Source organism: Litoribrevibacter euphylliae, from assembly GCF_042646085.1.
GTDB lineage: Bacteria > Pseudomonadota > Gammaproteobacteria > Pseudomonadales > Litoribrevibacteraceae > Litoribrevibacter > Litoribrevibacter euphylliae.
Window position 1 is genome coordinate 346,316 of record NZ_JBHRSZ010000004.1, and the last position, 15,106, is coordinate 361,421.

Here is a 15,106-nt window from a genome sequence, read left to right on the forward strand (position 1 = left end):
AGTTATTCGAAAAATATAACTGATAACGGACTACCTTTTGGCTTTCTCATTCTCTCAGATTCGTTTATCTACCAAACTCATCTCGTTTGGTGTTGTTTTGACTATATTCGTTGTTTCATTAACGACGTGGTTAGCTATTACTGCATCCGAAAGAGCATTACGAGAATCCATTGAACGAAACATTGTTAATGTGGCAGTAAATACCGCAGGCGCCATCGATGAGTTTATGATGGAACGTGTGGTTGAACTTAAAATTTTGGCGCAGTCACAAGTGTTTCAAGAGCAGGGGGATGAGCAAATTCAGTCCTATATGCTTCCGGTTTTAATCGAGAATCCCCACCTCAAGCAATTAATCCTATTTAAAAAAGACGGTAAAACCATCAGTGTCACTGAAAGTGCTCAGCTTATTGATTGGATAAAAAACCGGGATGACGACAGTAGGCGTTTATTGATGCAGGCGTTTTCTGCTCGGCAGGGTGACGTCTTTTTTCGAGATGCCCATATTCGTGGTAATCAACTTATTGCATTTATCTTCACCCCAATTGTTGATAACAGTTTAAATGTCACAGCAGTGATGGCTTCTGTTGTGAATTTGGATTATGTGAAGAACAAAGTATCTGAAATGGATCGCCGTACCATAGGTAATAAACACGCTTATTTGGTGAATGCGCGTGGTGATGTGTTGTTTTCTCTCGATCCTACCAGCCAGTCGTTTAAGCCGATGCCTGATACTAAGTCTTTCCCTAATTTGTTAGACCTATTAAAAGATGAGGAAGAGGGGAGTATTAACTACCGAGATTCATCTGGTGAAATGGTGTTGGCTGGTTTTGCCAATTTAAGTGAATACGGCATTAATCATGAAGGTGATTGGTCTCTGGTTGATGTGACGCCTGAATCCATTGTGATGAAACCCATCTTTGATCTGCGAAGCAACATGGTGTGGATGTGCATTATGGTGTTGTCGGCAGGTGCTGTAGTTTCTCTATTTTTTGCCAGAAGTTTGGTGAAACCAATCTTTAAGCTTTCCAAGTCCGTTAAAGAGTTGTCGTCAGGGAATCGTTCTGTTCGGGTTGAAATTGAAACAGGGGATGAGGTCGGTGATTTGGCTTCCGCTTTTAATACCATGAGCGCTCAGATTGAATCCCAATACGACTCTTTGGCAACGAAAAATCTTGAGCTAGAGCAGGCCAGGGAGCGAGCGCAAGAGGCCAGCCGACATAAAAGTGAATTCCTGGCAAACATGAGTCATGAAATTCGCACGCCGATGAATGCCATTATTGGTTTTTCCAATTTGATTTTAGATACCGAGCTTAATAATAAGCAGCAAGATTTTATCCGTAAAATCCGAGCGTCATCGCAGTCTTTGCTTGGCATTATTAATGACATTCTGGATTTTTCAAAGATTGAAGCGGGCAAGATGGATCTTGAAGCCATTGAATTTGATTTGCTGGCGGAGATGGAAGCTGTAGTGACCATGTTTGGTGATTCTGCTCGTAAGAAAAATATTGAGCTTGTTCAGCTTCAGGACTTTGACGTCCCTCGCATGGTGAAAGGCGATCCGCTTCGAGTTCGGCAGATTTTAATTAATCTGGTCAGTAATGCGGTGAAGTTTACTGATGCTGGTCATGTGGCGCTGCGAGTGCGCTTGTTAGCTGAAGAGCCGGATGCAATCGCTATTCAGTTCTGTGTCGAAGATACCGGAATTGGAATTCCAAAAGAGAAACAAGATCTATTGTTCAGTGAATTCCAGCAAGCGGATGGTTCCACCAGTCGTCAGTTTGGCGGAACAGGTCTGGGCTTGGCGATTTGTAAAAAGTTGGTAGGAATGATGGGGGGCGTAATTCAAGTCGAGAGTGAGGACGGAGTGGGAAGTACCTTCCGTTTTATTCTTCGGCTACAGCGATCAGAAAAGAATATAGCCTATCCAGCATTGCATGATGATCTTAAAGGAATGCAGGTTCTGGTGGTGGATGATCATCATGAATCACGTCAGTTCTTTGAACATGCGTTTGAAAACCTATCCTGTCAGGTGAAGACGGTTTCTACTTCTCTTGATGCATTGGCAACCTTAAGGGATTTGCGTTTTAGTGCCAGTTTGGATCTTCTGATAGTCGACTTTGATATGCCTGTTATGACTGGAGAGTCTTTGGTTTCTGAGATTCGCAGTATGCCGTATTTGGACGAGCTGCCCATCATCATGAGTCTGAGTGATTTAGATACAGATACAAGGGTGTGCACTTCGGATTTGAATGTGCATAACTTCATTGAGAAGCCCTTAACCATCTCTGGTTTGGTGGAGGAAGTTGAGCGTTCTTTTGGTAAATTTGTATCCAAAGATGTAGGGGCTGAAGGCAGAGATAACACGCTCTTTTGGCCGCACGCGAAAGTTCTATTGGTTGAAGATAATCTGATGAACCAAGAGCTGGCGCGTATGATGCTGTCTGATTTGGTGGCGCATGTGGAAGTTGCCAATAACGGTAAAGAAGCCTTGATGGCGCTTCAGCGAATTGATTTTGATTTGGTTTTGATGGATGTTCAGATGCCAATCATGGATGGTTTTCAGGCGACCAGAATGATTCGAAAACAATCTCAGTGGCAAGATCTTCCTATTGTGGCTATGACTGCTAATGCAATGAAGGGGGATCGAGAGGCGTGTCTGGATGCTGGAATGAGTGATTATTTATCCAAGCCGGTTGATATGACAGATCTCAAGGATAAGTTGATTACCTGGTTGCCTATTGATGCGGGTGGTGATGTGCTTGATGTTGTAACTACTGCAATACATGAATTCGAGGATGGAGTTCATGTTAATGGCAGTGGTGACAAAGAAATCAATGAAGAATGGATTGATATTGATGGCGCGTTAAAGCGGGTTGGAGGAAACGAAAATCGCCTCAAACTCTTGATGAGTATTTTCTGTCAGGAATCCATCTCGGTAATGAGTCGTCTGAATGAAGCGCTGGATGCCAAAGACACCCAGCAGTGTATTTTTATCGTTCATAGCATGAAAGGAAGTGCGTCTAATTTATCGGCTCAACCACTTAGAGAGGCGGCTTTAAATCTCGAACATGCCTTTAAGGATAAGAGTGGCGATGACGTTAATCGGTTAAAGAAACGCTTTGAGACATGCCTTGAAGGGACACTGAATGTTGCACATCGATACAGTGCTTAGAGCCTGCTGAATCAGGCTCTAAGTAACTAGATTTAGACGATTAATTCTTGCGTTCGATACCTGTGATATCAAGAATTTTTGCGGATATCTCTTCAATAGAAAAGTAAGTACTATTGATATAGGGGATATCAAAGCGAATAAATAACTCTTCTACCAAATCCACTTCCATTTCACATTGTGCTAAGGACGCATAACGACTGTTAGCACGACGTTCATTTCGAATGTTTGATAGGTTTTCAGCGTCAATAGTTAGGCCAAACAGTTTGTGTTTGTTGTTCTCTAGAAACTTAGGAAGATGAATAATCCCCTCTTTCATATCTTCTTCCGTTAATGGGTAATTAGCCGCACAAAGACCATATTGCAGCGCCATATAAATACAGGTTGGAGTTTTACCGCATCGAGATACACCGACCAAAATAATGTCTGCTTTATCGTAGTTTTTTGTCAGAGCACCGTCGTCGTTGTCCATGGCAAAGTGTACGGCATCTATTCGACCCTTATAGCGGTTTTCTTCATCAATAGAGTGAGATTTGCCAACAGAATACGACGAGCTGTGACCTAACTCTTGTTCGAGCGGAGAGAGAAAAGTTTCAAAAATATCAATCGGAAAACCGTCACCAGTACGGATAAATTCACGGATTTCTTTATTCACAATGGTATCGAAGATGATGGGGCGAACGCCGTCATTGTTGTTGGCTTTATGAATGCGCTCTAGGGTGGCTCGTGCTTTATCAATAGTATCAATGTACGGCAGGAGAACTCGATCAAATTCGATGCCTTCGAATTGAGTTAAAAGTGCATTACCTAAGGCTTCTGCGGTAATACCTGTACCGTCCGAAATAAAGAAAACAGTCCTTTTCATACTATGATGCATCTCGTCTGTGAAATGATGTCAGTATAACGGTTAATTTAGCTTGATGTCAGGAACTCCCAAGGCTTTATAGGGGCAGCGTCTTTATTTGCATATGAGAATCTCATCGAAAGACAAAATTCTACCTATACTCTGTTTTTAGGATAAAGAGCTCACTCTATTGATCTGCGCTAGTTTTTGAAGGGCATTTTCCAGTACTATACTGCGGATTAGATGACTTAAGCTGCTTGATTCTTTGAGTACCCGATTCGGGAATGGCAGTTACAGTCATGAACAGAGTTACAGACAGGAGGCGATCTTGAGCGAGAATATTATTTGGTTCGATAAACTGGGGATGTCGGATATCGAACAAGTAGGGGGTAAAAATGCTTCTCTTGGGGAAATGATCAGTCACTTGAGCGGTGCTGGTGTTTCTGTACCCAACGGCTTTGCTACAACCTCTCATGCTTATCGCACCTTTATTCATTCTAATGGTTTGGCTGACCAAATTAATGCCCTCCTGAAAGAACTTGATGTAGCTGATGTCCTTCAACTAGCTGACATTGGTTCTAAAATTCGACAGCTAATTATGACGGCTGATTTCTCTGCAGAATTTCTTTCTGATGTTCAAAAAGGGTTTGAGCAACTGTCTGCAGGAAATGATATTGCTGTTGCTGTTCGTTCTTCTGCGACCGCTGAAGATTTACCTGATGCTTCCTTTGCTGGTCAGCAAGAAACCTTCCTGAATATCAAGGGAATTGATGGCGTTCTTCAGGCCATCAAAGAAGTGTTCGCTTCTTTGTTTAATGATCGAGCTATCTCATACCGTGCGCATTATGGTTTCGATCATGAGCAAGTCGCACTTTCTGCGGGTATTCAACGAATGGTACGCAGTGAATCGGCCAGTAGCGGTGTTATGTTTACCTTGGATACGGAATCTGGTTTCCGTGATGCCGTGTTTATTACTTCCTCTTACGGTTTGGGGGAGACGGTTGTTCAAGGTGCAGTTAACCCTGATGAGTTCTACGTACATAAACCGACGCTAGAAGCTGGTCGTCCGGCCATTCTTCGTCGTAACCTAGGTTCAAAAGCGGTCAAAATGGTCTATGCCAATTCTCAGGAAGTGGGTAAGACCGTTGAAACTATCCCTGTTGAAAAACTTCACCGTCAGCAGTTATCTATTACTGATGAGGAAGTGGTTGAATTAGCAAAACAGGCCATGATCATCGAAAAACACTACCAACGGCCTATGGATATTGAATGGGCAAAAGACGGTGATGATGGCAAGTTATACATTGTTCAGGCGCGCCCAGAGACCGTAAAGAGCCGAACCTCTAACACACAAATGGAGCGTTTCCTGTTGAAAGAAACAGGAAAAGTGATTGCCGAAGGGCGCAGTATCGGACACAAAATTGGCTCCGGCCCGGTTCGTATTGTTCATGATATTTCAGATATCGATAAAGTTCAGACCGGCGATGTGTTAGTAACCGACATTACAGACCCGGATTGGGAACCTGTGATGAAGCGTGCGGCAGCGATTGTAACGAACCGTGGCGGTCGTACTTGTCATGCGGCGATCATTGCGCGTGAACTAGGTATTCCTGCTGTTGTTGGGTGTGGTGATGCCACAGAGCGTTTGGAAAAAGTAGCGTCGGTTACTGTTTCATGTGCAGAGGGTGATACCGGCGTTATCTATGATGGTATGTTGGACTTTGAGCGTAAAACGGACAAAGTAGAAAGCATGCCTGAGTTACCTTTTAAAATTATGATGAATGTAGGTAACCCGGATCGAGCGTTTGATTTCCAAGCCTTACCAAATGCAGGTGTTGGTCTTGCGCGCCTTGAATTTATTATTAATCGAATGATTGGGGTTCACCCTAAGGCACTGTTGAACTTCGATACTCTGCCTGACGATGTCAAACGTATTGTAGAACGTCGAATGGCGGGTTATTCCAATCCTGTAGATTTCTATGTTGAAAAACTGGTTGAAGGGATTTCAACGTTAGCTGCCGCGTTTGCACCTAAGAAAGTAATTGTTCGTTTGTCTGATTTTAAATCCAATGAATACGCAAACTTAATCGGTGGGCGTTTGTACGAGCCGGAAGAAGAAAACCCAATGTTGGGCTTCCGTGGTACGTCTCGTTACATTTCTGAAAGCTTCCAGGACTGTTTCAAGCTGGAGTGTCAGGCGCTTAAGAAAGTGCGTGATGAAATGGGCCTAACCAATGTAGAAATCATGGTGCCTTTTGTTCGTACCGTGGGTGAAGCCGAGCAGGTCGTTGAACTGTTGGCTGAAAATGGCCTGGAGCGAGGCAAAAACGGTTTACGATTGATTATGATGTGTGAACTTCCCGCAAATGCGTTACTGGCTGAGCAATTCTTAGAACACTTCGATGGTTTCTCGATAGGATCGAATGATTTAACTCAGTTAACGCTTGGTTTGGATCGCGATTCAGGCGTTATTGCACACCTTTTTGATGAGCGGAATGAAGCGGTAAAAGCTTTGTTGTCGATGGCGATTCAAGCTTGTAAAAAAGAGAATAAATACATCGGTATTTGTGGACAGGGTCCTTCTGATCATCCTGATCTGGCACAGTGGTTGGTTGCACAGGGCATTGATAGTGTCTCTCTAAACCCTGATTCCGTACTGGATACCTGGTTTTTCTTGGCTGATAAAGACAAATAAATGTATTCAAAAGAGGTCAGCCAATATTGAGCTGGCCTCATAGAGATATAGGGATATGACTCAGAAAGCTGCGGTTATTTTTGGTGCAACAGGACTTACGGGCTCTCAATTATTAGGCGAGTTGTTGGATTCTGAGCATTATGCCAATGTGTATGCATTTACTCGTCGGTCGTTGGAAGTAGAACATGAAAAGCTGACGGTTACGGAATTACCGTTAGAAAAGATTTCTGCTGAAGATATACAGCACCTTCCAGGCTCTTTGGATGTGTTTCTTTGTCTAGGTACTACGATTTCAAAGGCGGGAAGCAAAGATGCTTTTCGAAAAGTCGATTATTTCCTACCCATGAAATTGGTGAATCTCTTCAAGAATAAAAGTGATCACTTTTTATTAATCTCCTCGTTAGGCGCTGACCCTGCATCCAGTTCTTTTTATCTTTCCGTTAAAGGGCAATTGGAAGAAGATTTAAGAGTGTTGGATATTAATCAATTAACGATATTTCGTCCGTCGTTGTTGAAGGGGGATCGGCATGAGAGACGTTTCTTAGAGGGCGTGTCTATTAAGTTGAGTGGATTGATGACCCCACTGTTCAATCTGAAGTTTATGCAGAAGTATCGACCAACCGAGAGTCGTGATCTTGCAAGGTTGATGTATAAAGTCGCTGTCGAAGGCGTTGGGCTAAGTAGCGCTCGTACCAATGTGATTTCTTCTGATATGATTACGCGCCTATTAACCCCTTAATTATTGGAGCTGAGAATGGAATATATTACTCCTGACTTGTGTGACGAGTATCCTGAAGTACAAGTATTGGAACCTATTTTTAATAACTTTGGCGGTCGTTCATCTTTTGGTGGTGAAGTGGTAACTGTTAAGTGTTTTGAAGATAACTCTGTTGTGAAAGAACAAGTGGCTCAGCCTGGTAAAGGTAAAGTAATGGTTGTTGATGGCGGCGGTTCAATGCGCGCGGCCTTACTGGGGGATATGCTGGCTGAAAAAGCAGTAGCGAATGGCTGGGAAGGGCTAGTAATTTTCGGTTGCATTCGTGATGTTGATGCGATTATGGAGCTGGATCTAGGTGTTCAGGCGTTGAATACGCATCCTCGTAAAACGGATAAGCGCGGCCTGGGCGATCTGAATGTGGATGTTACTTTCGCTGGAGTTACCATCAAGCCGGGTATGTTTGTGTATGCTGATAACAATGGCGTGATTTTATCTGAGAAAGAACTTTCGATGCCTGAGTAATCAAAAGGTAAAGTTTTATTCTCTAAGAGAGCCATTTTTATAATGGCTCTTTTTGTATGGTCTAAACTAATAGTTCTGAGCTAAGCTAACAAAAAGTCTATTGTATTTAAGGTTTTATGTCGCAGGAAACGATATTAATAGTAGATGACGTTCCTCAGAATCTTCAGGTTCTAGGACAAGTGTTATCTCAAGAGGGGTACCGAGTAGCGGTAGCGACCAATGGTGTTCAGGCATTAGACGTGGCGGCTAGGGTACAGCCTGACCTGATCCTTCTAGATATTATGATGCCAGAAATGGATGGTTTCGAAGCATGCCGTAGGTTCAAGGAATTGGAAGACCTTGCTAATGTTCCAGTGATCTTTTTAACTGCGCGCAACAGTACAGAGGATGTCGTTACTGGCTTTGATGCTGGAGCGGTGGATTTTATTAGCAAGCCCTTTATTAACGTTGAGTTGTTGGCTCGCGTTAAAACTCAAGTTCGTATTAATAACTTAATGAAAGAGCTTGAACAGAAAAATAAAGAGCTTGAAGAGAAAGCCATTCATGATGACCTAACCGGCTTGTTTAATCATGGTTATATGTTTGAGCAACTGAGTTATTCACAAGAAGTAAGCCGTCGCTATCATAAATCTCTCTCCGTGATTATGTTCGACTTAGATCATTTTAAAGAGGTGAATGACACTTGGGGGCATCAAGTGGGTGATACGGTGCTTCAAAAGGTTTCAGACATAATCAAAGATACGGTTCGGCAAGTGGACATTGCTGGGCGATATGGCGGTGAAGAGTTCATGATCGTGTGTCCTGAAACATCGTTAGAAAATGCTCAAATGCTTGCTGAACGTATTCGGGAAGGCATTGAACAGACTGATATGCATGAGAAGGGGCTTAGAGTTACTATCAGCGGCGGTGTTGCTGAGAGTCATGAGGATGAACCGGTTGAAAAGCTGGTGAATCGTGCGGATGAGCTGCTGTATAAATCGAAAAGCGAAGGTCGAAATCGAATCAGTCACTAATCGAATCAGTCACGTCACTAAGTGTTCCTTTTTAAGGTGTGTACCTATTGTAAATTGATATAGGGGCATGATTAGAGGTTACAGAATAGGTTAGAAGATAAATCTTCGACCTTTGATGCACTTAGGTATGTAAATCTTTGATTTTGATTATAACTTTACTTTTTCATCCATAGTTTTTGTGCTAACTTGATTTAAAATAACCAATAAAGAGGCTTGGGCCGAAATGACAAAATCAGAGTTGATTGAACGAATAGCTGCTCGCCAAAGTCATTTGTCGGTGAAAGATGTTGAGCTGGCAGTTAAGACGATCATTGAACACATGGCTCAGACACTGGCAAACGGTGAACGTATTGAAATCCGAGGCTTTGGAAGTTTTTCTCTACATTATCGTGAGCCTCGCAAAGGCAGAAACCCTAAAACTGGCGATCCAGTAGAGCTCGCTGGAAAGTATGTGCCTCATTTCAAACCTGGCAAAGATTTAAGAGATCAGGTGAATGACGGGTTGATGCAAGAAAAGAAACTTTAATGAGATTTTTTAAACCCGTCTTTTTTATTCTATTGATGGCGTTTGTATTCATAACAGGTGCTGTCTTCGTTGGTGATAATCCCGATATAGTTGATGTACGCTTTTATCGTTGGCAATTGAGTGGAATCAGTTTACCTCTCCTGCTATTGGCTATTTTCTCTATTGGCTTGTTGGTGGGGGCTTTTGCAACTGCAATTCGTGTGCTCACATTGCAATCGAAGCTTGCCTTAGTAAAGCGTCAGCTAAAGCTGGTGGAAAAAGAGAGAGACAAGTTACGGTTACTGGGCTTAAAGGAATAATGTGGTTCTCTAATGAGCGATCTGCTTATTTTTCTAGCAATATTTCTGTCGCTTACAGTAGGCTGGCTTATCGGCCGTTATCAAGGCATTTTCCAAGTTCGTCATCATTCCGATAGTAATCTCCCTTCCAAATATTTTAAGGGTTTAAATTACCTTATTAATGAACAGCCTGATCAGGCGATTCATCACTTTATTACTCTTCTTGAAGACGATTCTGAATCTGTTGAACTTCAGCTTGTTCTTGCGAAGCTCTTTCGAAAGCAGGGAGAGCTGGATCGTGCTATTACTGTCCATCAAAGGTTACTGGCCCGTCCTGATCTTTCCGAAGAAATGCGTCAAAAAGTCCATGTGGAACTTGCCCAGGATTATTACAGTGGTGGTTTGCATGATCGGGCTGAACAGTTGCTTCTGGAGGCGAATCAGCATGAGTCTGGCGAAGCAGTGCAGGCCTTGTTGTTTACGATTTGGGAAGAACAAAAGGAATGGTTGCAAATTATAGAGATGGCAAAGAGGTTTAAGTCATTACCTTCAAGTTTGGCCATCAGGGTTGTTGGTGCTTGCTGTGAGATGTCTGAAGCGAAACCAAGTGAAAGTTATTCTTATTTGAATTTGGCTGAAAAGTATCACGCTGAGAGCGTCATGTTACATTTTAGTTTTGCTCAAACACATTTGAGGGAAGGACATCCAAGAAAAGCGCTTAAACGTTTAAAGCGATTGATTATGCTGGATCAAAGCATGACACCCGTTGCGTTACCTTTGTTAAAGCGATGTTTTCAGGAAAAGGGGCTTTGGTTGACTTCTTATAAAGAGGTGCTTGAGGATTGGTATCAGGTTAATCCTTCAATTTCCGTTGTTGCTGAGTTAGTTTCATTAATTCAAAAGCAGGATGGAAAAGATGCAGCACTGATTTTTCTTACTGAGTATTTAAAAATTCGTCCCTCTATTCCTGGACTGGTTCAATTGGTAGACTTGCACCTCAAATCAGAACAGGAACATGATCAAGCTACGATTAAGATGTTTCGAAACTTATGTTCTCAAATTATTGAGGAACGTAGTAAGTTTCAGTGTCAAAAATGCGGCTATCAAAGTAGTCGGTTGTACTGGCAATGTCCTAATTGCCGTAAGTGGGAATCAATTCGACCTGTTTTTGGTTTAGAAGCAGAATAAACGCGATATTAACGAGGTTGTATGAACAAACAAATAGTAGTTGCACTGGATTATCCAAGTCACGATGAAGCGATAGCAATGGCGCAAAAGCTAGATCCATCATTATGTCGCGTTAAGGTTGGGAAGGAGCTTTTCACTCGGTCTGGCCCTGCTATTATTGAAAGCCTTCATAGGCTTGGTTTTGATGTCTTTTTAGATCTGAAATTTCATGATATTCCAAATACTGTCGCTCAGGCTGTATTGGCAGCTGCTGAAATGGGTGTGTGGATGGTAAATGTTCATGCATCAGGCGGTCAGAAAATGATGGAAAGGACGGTTGAACTACTGGATCAGAAAGGGGTAGATAAACCATTGCTGATTGCGGTAACTGTCTTGACCAGTATGCAGAGAGACGACCTTACAGGTGTTGGGTTGGACGTAGAGCCGATCGATCATGTGAAACGCTTGGCGCTTTTAACTGAGAAGAGTGGCTTTGATGGTGTTGTTTGTTCTGCTCAAGAAGCGCCAATGTTAAGGCAGGTGGTTTCTCCTGAGTTTAAATTAGTTACTCCAGGAATTCGTCCGATGGGAGCTTCTGCGGATGACCAGAAACGTATTGTCACGCCACAAGACGCTGTGCGAGATGGTAGTGATTATCTGGTCATTGGGCGACCAATCACTCAGTCTGAAAATCCGGTTAAGACCTTAGAGGATATTTTAAGTGACATTAAAAATGCCTAAGTCGCTATAGATTCTTTTAATGATGAATTGGTAATTTTTCGTTTTATATATGCTGAGAAGGCTGAAACCAGCGCTCGTAAGTAGTAACTTTGAATGGATATGATTAAGCCATTGTTATCATATCAGTCATACAAAATTACGATTTGATGAGATTCTGTGTCAGCACTTAGATTTATCTCCGTTACCTTCTGGGAACACGTTAAAGGAGATAAATATGAGAATAGTTTTTTTGTTCATTACACTTCTGAGTTCTTTTGCTCTTTGGGCAAGTGAAGTCATTAATGTTAACAGTGCCTCTCAAAAAGAGTTGGAAACACTCAATGGAGTCGGTCCTGTTATAGCTGAAAGGATTGTGCAATATCGTGAAAGTCATGGAAGTTTTTCAACCGTTGATGAGCTTCAGAAAGTTAAAGGAATCTCTGCCGCTTGGGTTGAAAAAAATAAGACGATTCTGGCTTCTCAATAGTAAGCTTGTTGGGATTCTTGTTATTGGATTAGGCGTGTCAGCCTGTACCAGTAATTCATCTTTAGGGGTTGTTGGTAAGTCCCTCGAAATGGCTTTTATTGGCCACCCTGATGCACAATTTGATAGGGAATACATAGATAGTATTCCCTATGCCTCTATGATTTTAAAAATCGGCAAAGGTCCAAAGTCTTTAGTCGTTCATTCTAAAACTTCAAATGAAGACGTTCACTGGGTTGCTGCTGACTATTCCTTATATGTGACTCGTCACGGACGTATAGTGAAAACAGCCAACCTTCCTATAAATCGGATGGGGTTTGAATCTCGTCATCAAGATCCAATCTGGCAAATTCAGCAAGGTTTACCGTTCAATACTGAAGTTTATTACGAAGTTGATTTTCAGCCAGGTAACTTTTTTGCGACGCCTTTTCGGGCAACCTTTGAGTTCGATGGAACAGAAACATTAGAAATTCTAGGGGAAACGTTCGAAACCGATCGTTATGTAGAGCGCTTTAAAAGTGAAAAACTGTACTGGGAAGAAGCAAATTATTTCTGGTTTGATAAAGGTACTGGAAAGTTAAGGCAAACACTGCAGTTTGTTGATCCAAAAACGCCTGCGTTTCTAACTCAGAATGTTCGCTGATTGAGGATTATCCATACAGTATTTCCTCAAAATTAGAAGCTCTTCAGTGTGAGGAGTTTGCACTTCTAATTCATTAAGACAAATATTAATAGCGCTTTTGCACTGTGAAGCTTCTTCAGCTGAGTGTGCTAGTTTCATGGCTTTGATCAGATAGCTAAGCGCAGCAGCGTAGTCATGATCCTCTTCGGCCATGAACGCAATACTGATGCATTGTTCAAATGTGTTACCTAGCATATTTTGAAACCTAAATTTTGATATAAAAACTATAACTGGTTCACATTTCTAATATGTTTTAAAAGTGAGAAAAATTTTTAAAACATATATCACTAAGTAAGCAAATATCCAAACAAGTAACTGAATGTCATTACTATATGATCTTTCGCTCATCTTCTTTGCTATTCGATAATGATTGTTTAAGCACTTCTTACTCTTATCAACAGCAATATCGACCTTTGTTCACTTAGCTTTACCGATTTAAGTAAGAAATAGATGTAAATGTGCATGCTGCTTAAAAACTTTAAAAAAGGGCTTGCATTGAATTAGTAGCTATGTAGAATACTCCTCCACGAAATGAGAGGCAGTTATCAGTACTGTTGATTTCGGGTGGTTAGCTCAGTTGGGAGAGCATCGCCCTTACAAGGCGAGGGTCACAGGTTCGAGCCCTGTACCACCCACCATATCTCATTGCGGAGCAGTAGTTCAGTTGGTTAGAATACCGGCCTGTCACGCCGGGGGTCGCGGGTTCGAGTCCCGTCTGTTCCGCCATTTTCCTTTCTTTTATGTTGTTAGCAATAACACATTAATCTTCAATCAAGCTTTTTAGATTTTCTGCCATCCAGTTAAGTGCTGGACCAGGTGTTCTGTTTTTTTGCATAACTCTGTCGATCGGAGGACTCCAAGGTTTGTGATCGAAGCTCAAGGTTAATTCTTTCAGACTCTTATTTTCTATACCTTGTTCTGCCATGTGTTGTGGCAGATAAGCCCATCCCATTCCTTGTTTCACTAACTCCGATTGCATAAAGAAGTTGTTACTCCACCAGCGTTGAGCTGAAAGAGGCGCAAACTGGGCGAGTTCGCGTCCATCGACCCCTTTTAAAAGAATCTGTCGATGAGGAAGCAGATCAGACACTTTTACTGACTTTAACTGTGCCAATGGATGCTCTGGGCTAACAACAGCATAAAACGGCAAATTGCCTAAAAAGCACAGATCAACTTCTTTAGGGAAGACAAAGTCACAAAACATTAGCCCGATGTCAGCTCTTCCTGATTGAACCGTCGTAGCAACGTCCGGACTTGCAATCGATAGAATTTCCAACGCCGTTGCAGGAAAACGTTCGGTAAACTGAGATAAAATCGATTGTAGTGAAGGGGAGAAAATCGCATCGTCCATAGCCAATACGAGACTGGCTTCCTGATCACAAGTCATGGCCTTGGCTGCTGTGAGTAATTCATCCGTCTGCATCAATACGGCATTCGCGTAATTGAGCAGTCGTTCCCCTTGCGGTGTAAGTGTGGGTCGATGTTTGCTTCGATCAAATAATTGTGAACCAAGATCGATTTCAAGATTGGCAATACCTTGGCTGATAGCAGACTGGGCTTTATTTAACTTTCTGGCGCAAGCAGAAAAAGAGCCTGTTTCAGCTGCGATTACAAACATTCGTAAATATTCCAGATTTTGCATTCGAAAGTTGCTCGGTTTTATCTATAAGTAAAAGTGATAGTAACTCACTTTTAAGTATCTGCAATCGAAATATACTGCCGCTTATTATTTAGGAGGTAGTAGTAATGTCGAAATCTGAACGCGTATTCCACAGTATTCTGTTTGAGGTGGTTGCTTTAGTTATCTTGTCCGCACTGGCGTTTCTTGTGACCGGACGAGATCCAATGCATTTAACCGGATTGGCGTTAAGCCTTTCATTGATTGCAATGGCGTGGAACTACGTTTTTAACATTTTGTTTGATAGAGCATTTGGTCAAGATCGAGCGAGCAGGGGATTAAGAATCAGAATAGGGCACGCTGTCTTGTTTGAATTAGGAATGCTGATATTTTCGTTCCCCGTTATCATGTGGGTCATGGACATGGGATTCTGGAATGTATTGCTGATGGATATTGGGGTCGTGGTTTTCTTCTTAATCTATGCCGTATCATTTAACTGGATCTATGATGTAATTCGACATAAGTGGTTTGTAAACGTAGGACAGAAAGCTGGCTTATCTCTTTAATAACATCCTGGTGCTGTGTGTGGGCTTCTTTAGGTATTCAAAGCCACTGTTGGAAGAGGGCGTGATAAACAAAACGGAGAGCTTAATACTCTCCGTTTTTCTTT

15 protein-coding genes and 2 tRNA genes are annotated in these 15,106 nt (G+C 42.1%); 14 read left to right on the top strand and 3 right to left on the bottom strand.

The window, feature by feature from the left end:
- Window positions 1–97 precede the first annotated feature (97 nt).
- On the top strand, window positions 98–3,172 hold the full coding sequence (locus ACFOEK_RS09070) for a hybrid sensor histidine kinase/response regulator (RefSeq protein WP_386719451.1): 3,075 nt from the start codon (window positions 98–100) through the stop codon (window positions 3,170–3,172).
- Between the two features lie 40 nt (window positions 3,173–3,212).
- Here the strand turns inward: ACFOEK_RS09070 and ppsR are convergent, their stop codons facing one another.
- Complete coding sequence (gene ppsR / locus ACFOEK_RS09075) at window positions 3,213–4,034, bottom strand: posphoenolpyruvate synthetase regulatory kinase/phosphorylase PpsR (RefSeq protein WP_386719454.1); 822 nt, start codon at window positions 4,032–4,034, stop codon at window positions 3,213–3,215.
- Window positions 4,035–4,341: 307 nt separating this feature from the next.
- Between ppsR and ppsA the strand changes: the two genes are divergently transcribed.
- The 10 genes from ppsA to ACFOEK_RS09125 all read left to right on the top strand — a co-directional run bounded on the left by ppsA (window position 4,342) and on the right by ACFOEK_RS09125 (window position 12,779).
- Entirely contained in the window at window positions 4,342–6,708 is a 2,367-nt protein-coding gene (gene ppsA, locus ACFOEK_RS09080; protein WP_386719457.1) for a phosphoenolpyruvate synthase, read from the top strand.
- A 55-nt stretch (window positions 6,709–6,763) separates the two neighbouring features.
- Window positions 6,764–7,447, top strand: a complete 684-nt coding sequence (locus ACFOEK_RS09085) for a hypothetical protein (protein WP_386719459.1) — start codon at window positions 6,764–6,766, stop codon at window positions 7,445–7,447.
- 15 nt (window positions 7,448–7,462) lie between these two features.
- Complete coding sequence (rraA, locus tag ACFOEK_RS09090) at window positions 7,463–7,948, top strand: ribonuclease E activity regulator RraA (protein ID WP_386719462.1); 486 nt, start codon at window positions 7,463–7,465, stop codon at window positions 7,946–7,948.
- 116 nt (window positions 7,949–8,064) lie between these two features.
- Window positions 8,065–8,961, top strand: coding sequence for a diguanylate cyclase (locus ACFOEK_RS09095; RefSeq protein WP_386719465.1), 897 nt, complete (start codon window positions 8,065–8,067; stop codon window positions 8,959–8,961).
- A gap of 223 nt (window positions 8,962–9,184) precedes the next feature.
- Window positions 9,185–9,487, top strand: coding sequence for an integration host factor subunit beta (ihfB, locus tag ACFOEK_RS09100; RefSeq protein ID WP_386719468.1), 303 nt, complete (start codon window positions 9,185–9,187; stop codon window positions 9,485–9,487).
- Complete coding sequence (locus ACFOEK_RS09105; protein WP_386719470.1) at window positions 9,487–9,786, top strand: LapA family protein; 300 nt, start codon at window positions 9,487–9,489, stop codon at window positions 9,784–9,786. The genes ihfB and ACFOEK_RS09105 overlap by 1 nt, the downstream gene beginning before the upstream one ends.
- A 12-nt stretch (window positions 9,787–9,798) precedes the next feature.
- Complete coding sequence (locus ACFOEK_RS09110; RefSeq protein WP_386719473.1) at window positions 9,799–10,953, top strand: tetratricopeptide repeat protein; 1,155 nt, start codon at window positions 9,799–9,801, stop codon at window positions 10,951–10,953.
- 21 nt (window positions 10,954–10,974) lie between these two features.
- The gene (gene pyrF, locus ACFOEK_RS09115) at window positions 10,975–11,673 is read left to right on the top strand and encodes an orotidine-5'-phosphate decarboxylase (RefSeq protein ID WP_386719476.1); all 699 of its coding nucleotides are present in this window, start codon (window positions 10,975–10,977) and stop codon (window positions 11,671–11,673) included.
- Window positions 11,674–11,887: 214 nt separating this feature from the next.
- Complete coding sequence (locus tag ACFOEK_RS09120; protein WP_386719479.1) at window positions 11,888–12,139, top strand: ComEA family DNA-binding protein; 252 nt, start codon at window positions 11,888–11,890, stop codon at window positions 12,137–12,139.
- Window positions 12,045–12,779: a YjbF family lipoprotein gene (locus tag ACFOEK_RS09125; RefSeq protein WP_386721535.1), complete on the top strand. Its 735-nt coding sequence runs from the start codon at window positions 12,045–12,047 to the stop codon at window positions 12,777–12,779. Before ACFOEK_RS09120 ends, ACFOEK_RS09125 begins: the two co-directional genes overlap by 95 nt.
- Here ACFOEK_RS09125 and ACFOEK_RS09130 read toward each other — a convergent pair.
- A complete protein-coding gene (locus tag ACFOEK_RS09130; RefSeq protein WP_386719482.1) occupies window positions 12,759–13,013 on the bottom strand; it encodes a hypothetical protein in 255 nt (84 codons plus the stop codon). The two genes, ACFOEK_RS09125 and ACFOEK_RS09130, sit on opposite strands and share 21 nt — an antisense overlap.
- 367 nt (window positions 13,014–13,380) lie before the next feature.
- Here ACFOEK_RS09130 and ACFOEK_RS09135 point away from each other — a divergent pair.
- Window positions 13,381–13,456, top strand: a tRNA-Val gene (locus ACFOEK_RS09135).
- An 11-nt stretch (window positions 13,457–13,467) separates the two neighbouring features.
- A tRNA-Asp gene (locus ACFOEK_RS09140) sits at window positions 13,468–13,544 on the top strand.
- A gap of 34 nt (window positions 13,545–13,578) precedes the next feature.
- On the opposite strand, the gene ACFOEK_RS09145 is transcribed toward ACFOEK_RS09140, so the two are convergent.
- Window positions 13,579–14,460 (bottom strand): LysR family transcriptional regulator, encoded by an 882-nt coding sequence (locus ACFOEK_RS09145; RefSeq protein ID WP_386719485.1) that lies wholly within the window; start codon window positions 14,458–14,460, stop codon window positions 13,579–13,581.
- Window positions 14,461–14,564: 104 nt separating this feature from the next.
- On the opposite strand from ACFOEK_RS09145, the gene ACFOEK_RS09150 reads away from it, so the two are divergent.
- Window positions 14,565–15,002, top strand: coding sequence for a PACE efflux transporter (locus tag ACFOEK_RS09150; protein WP_386719488.1), 438 nt, complete (start codon window positions 14,565–14,567; stop codon window positions 15,000–15,002).
- Window positions 15,003–15,106 lie beyond the last annotated feature (104 nt).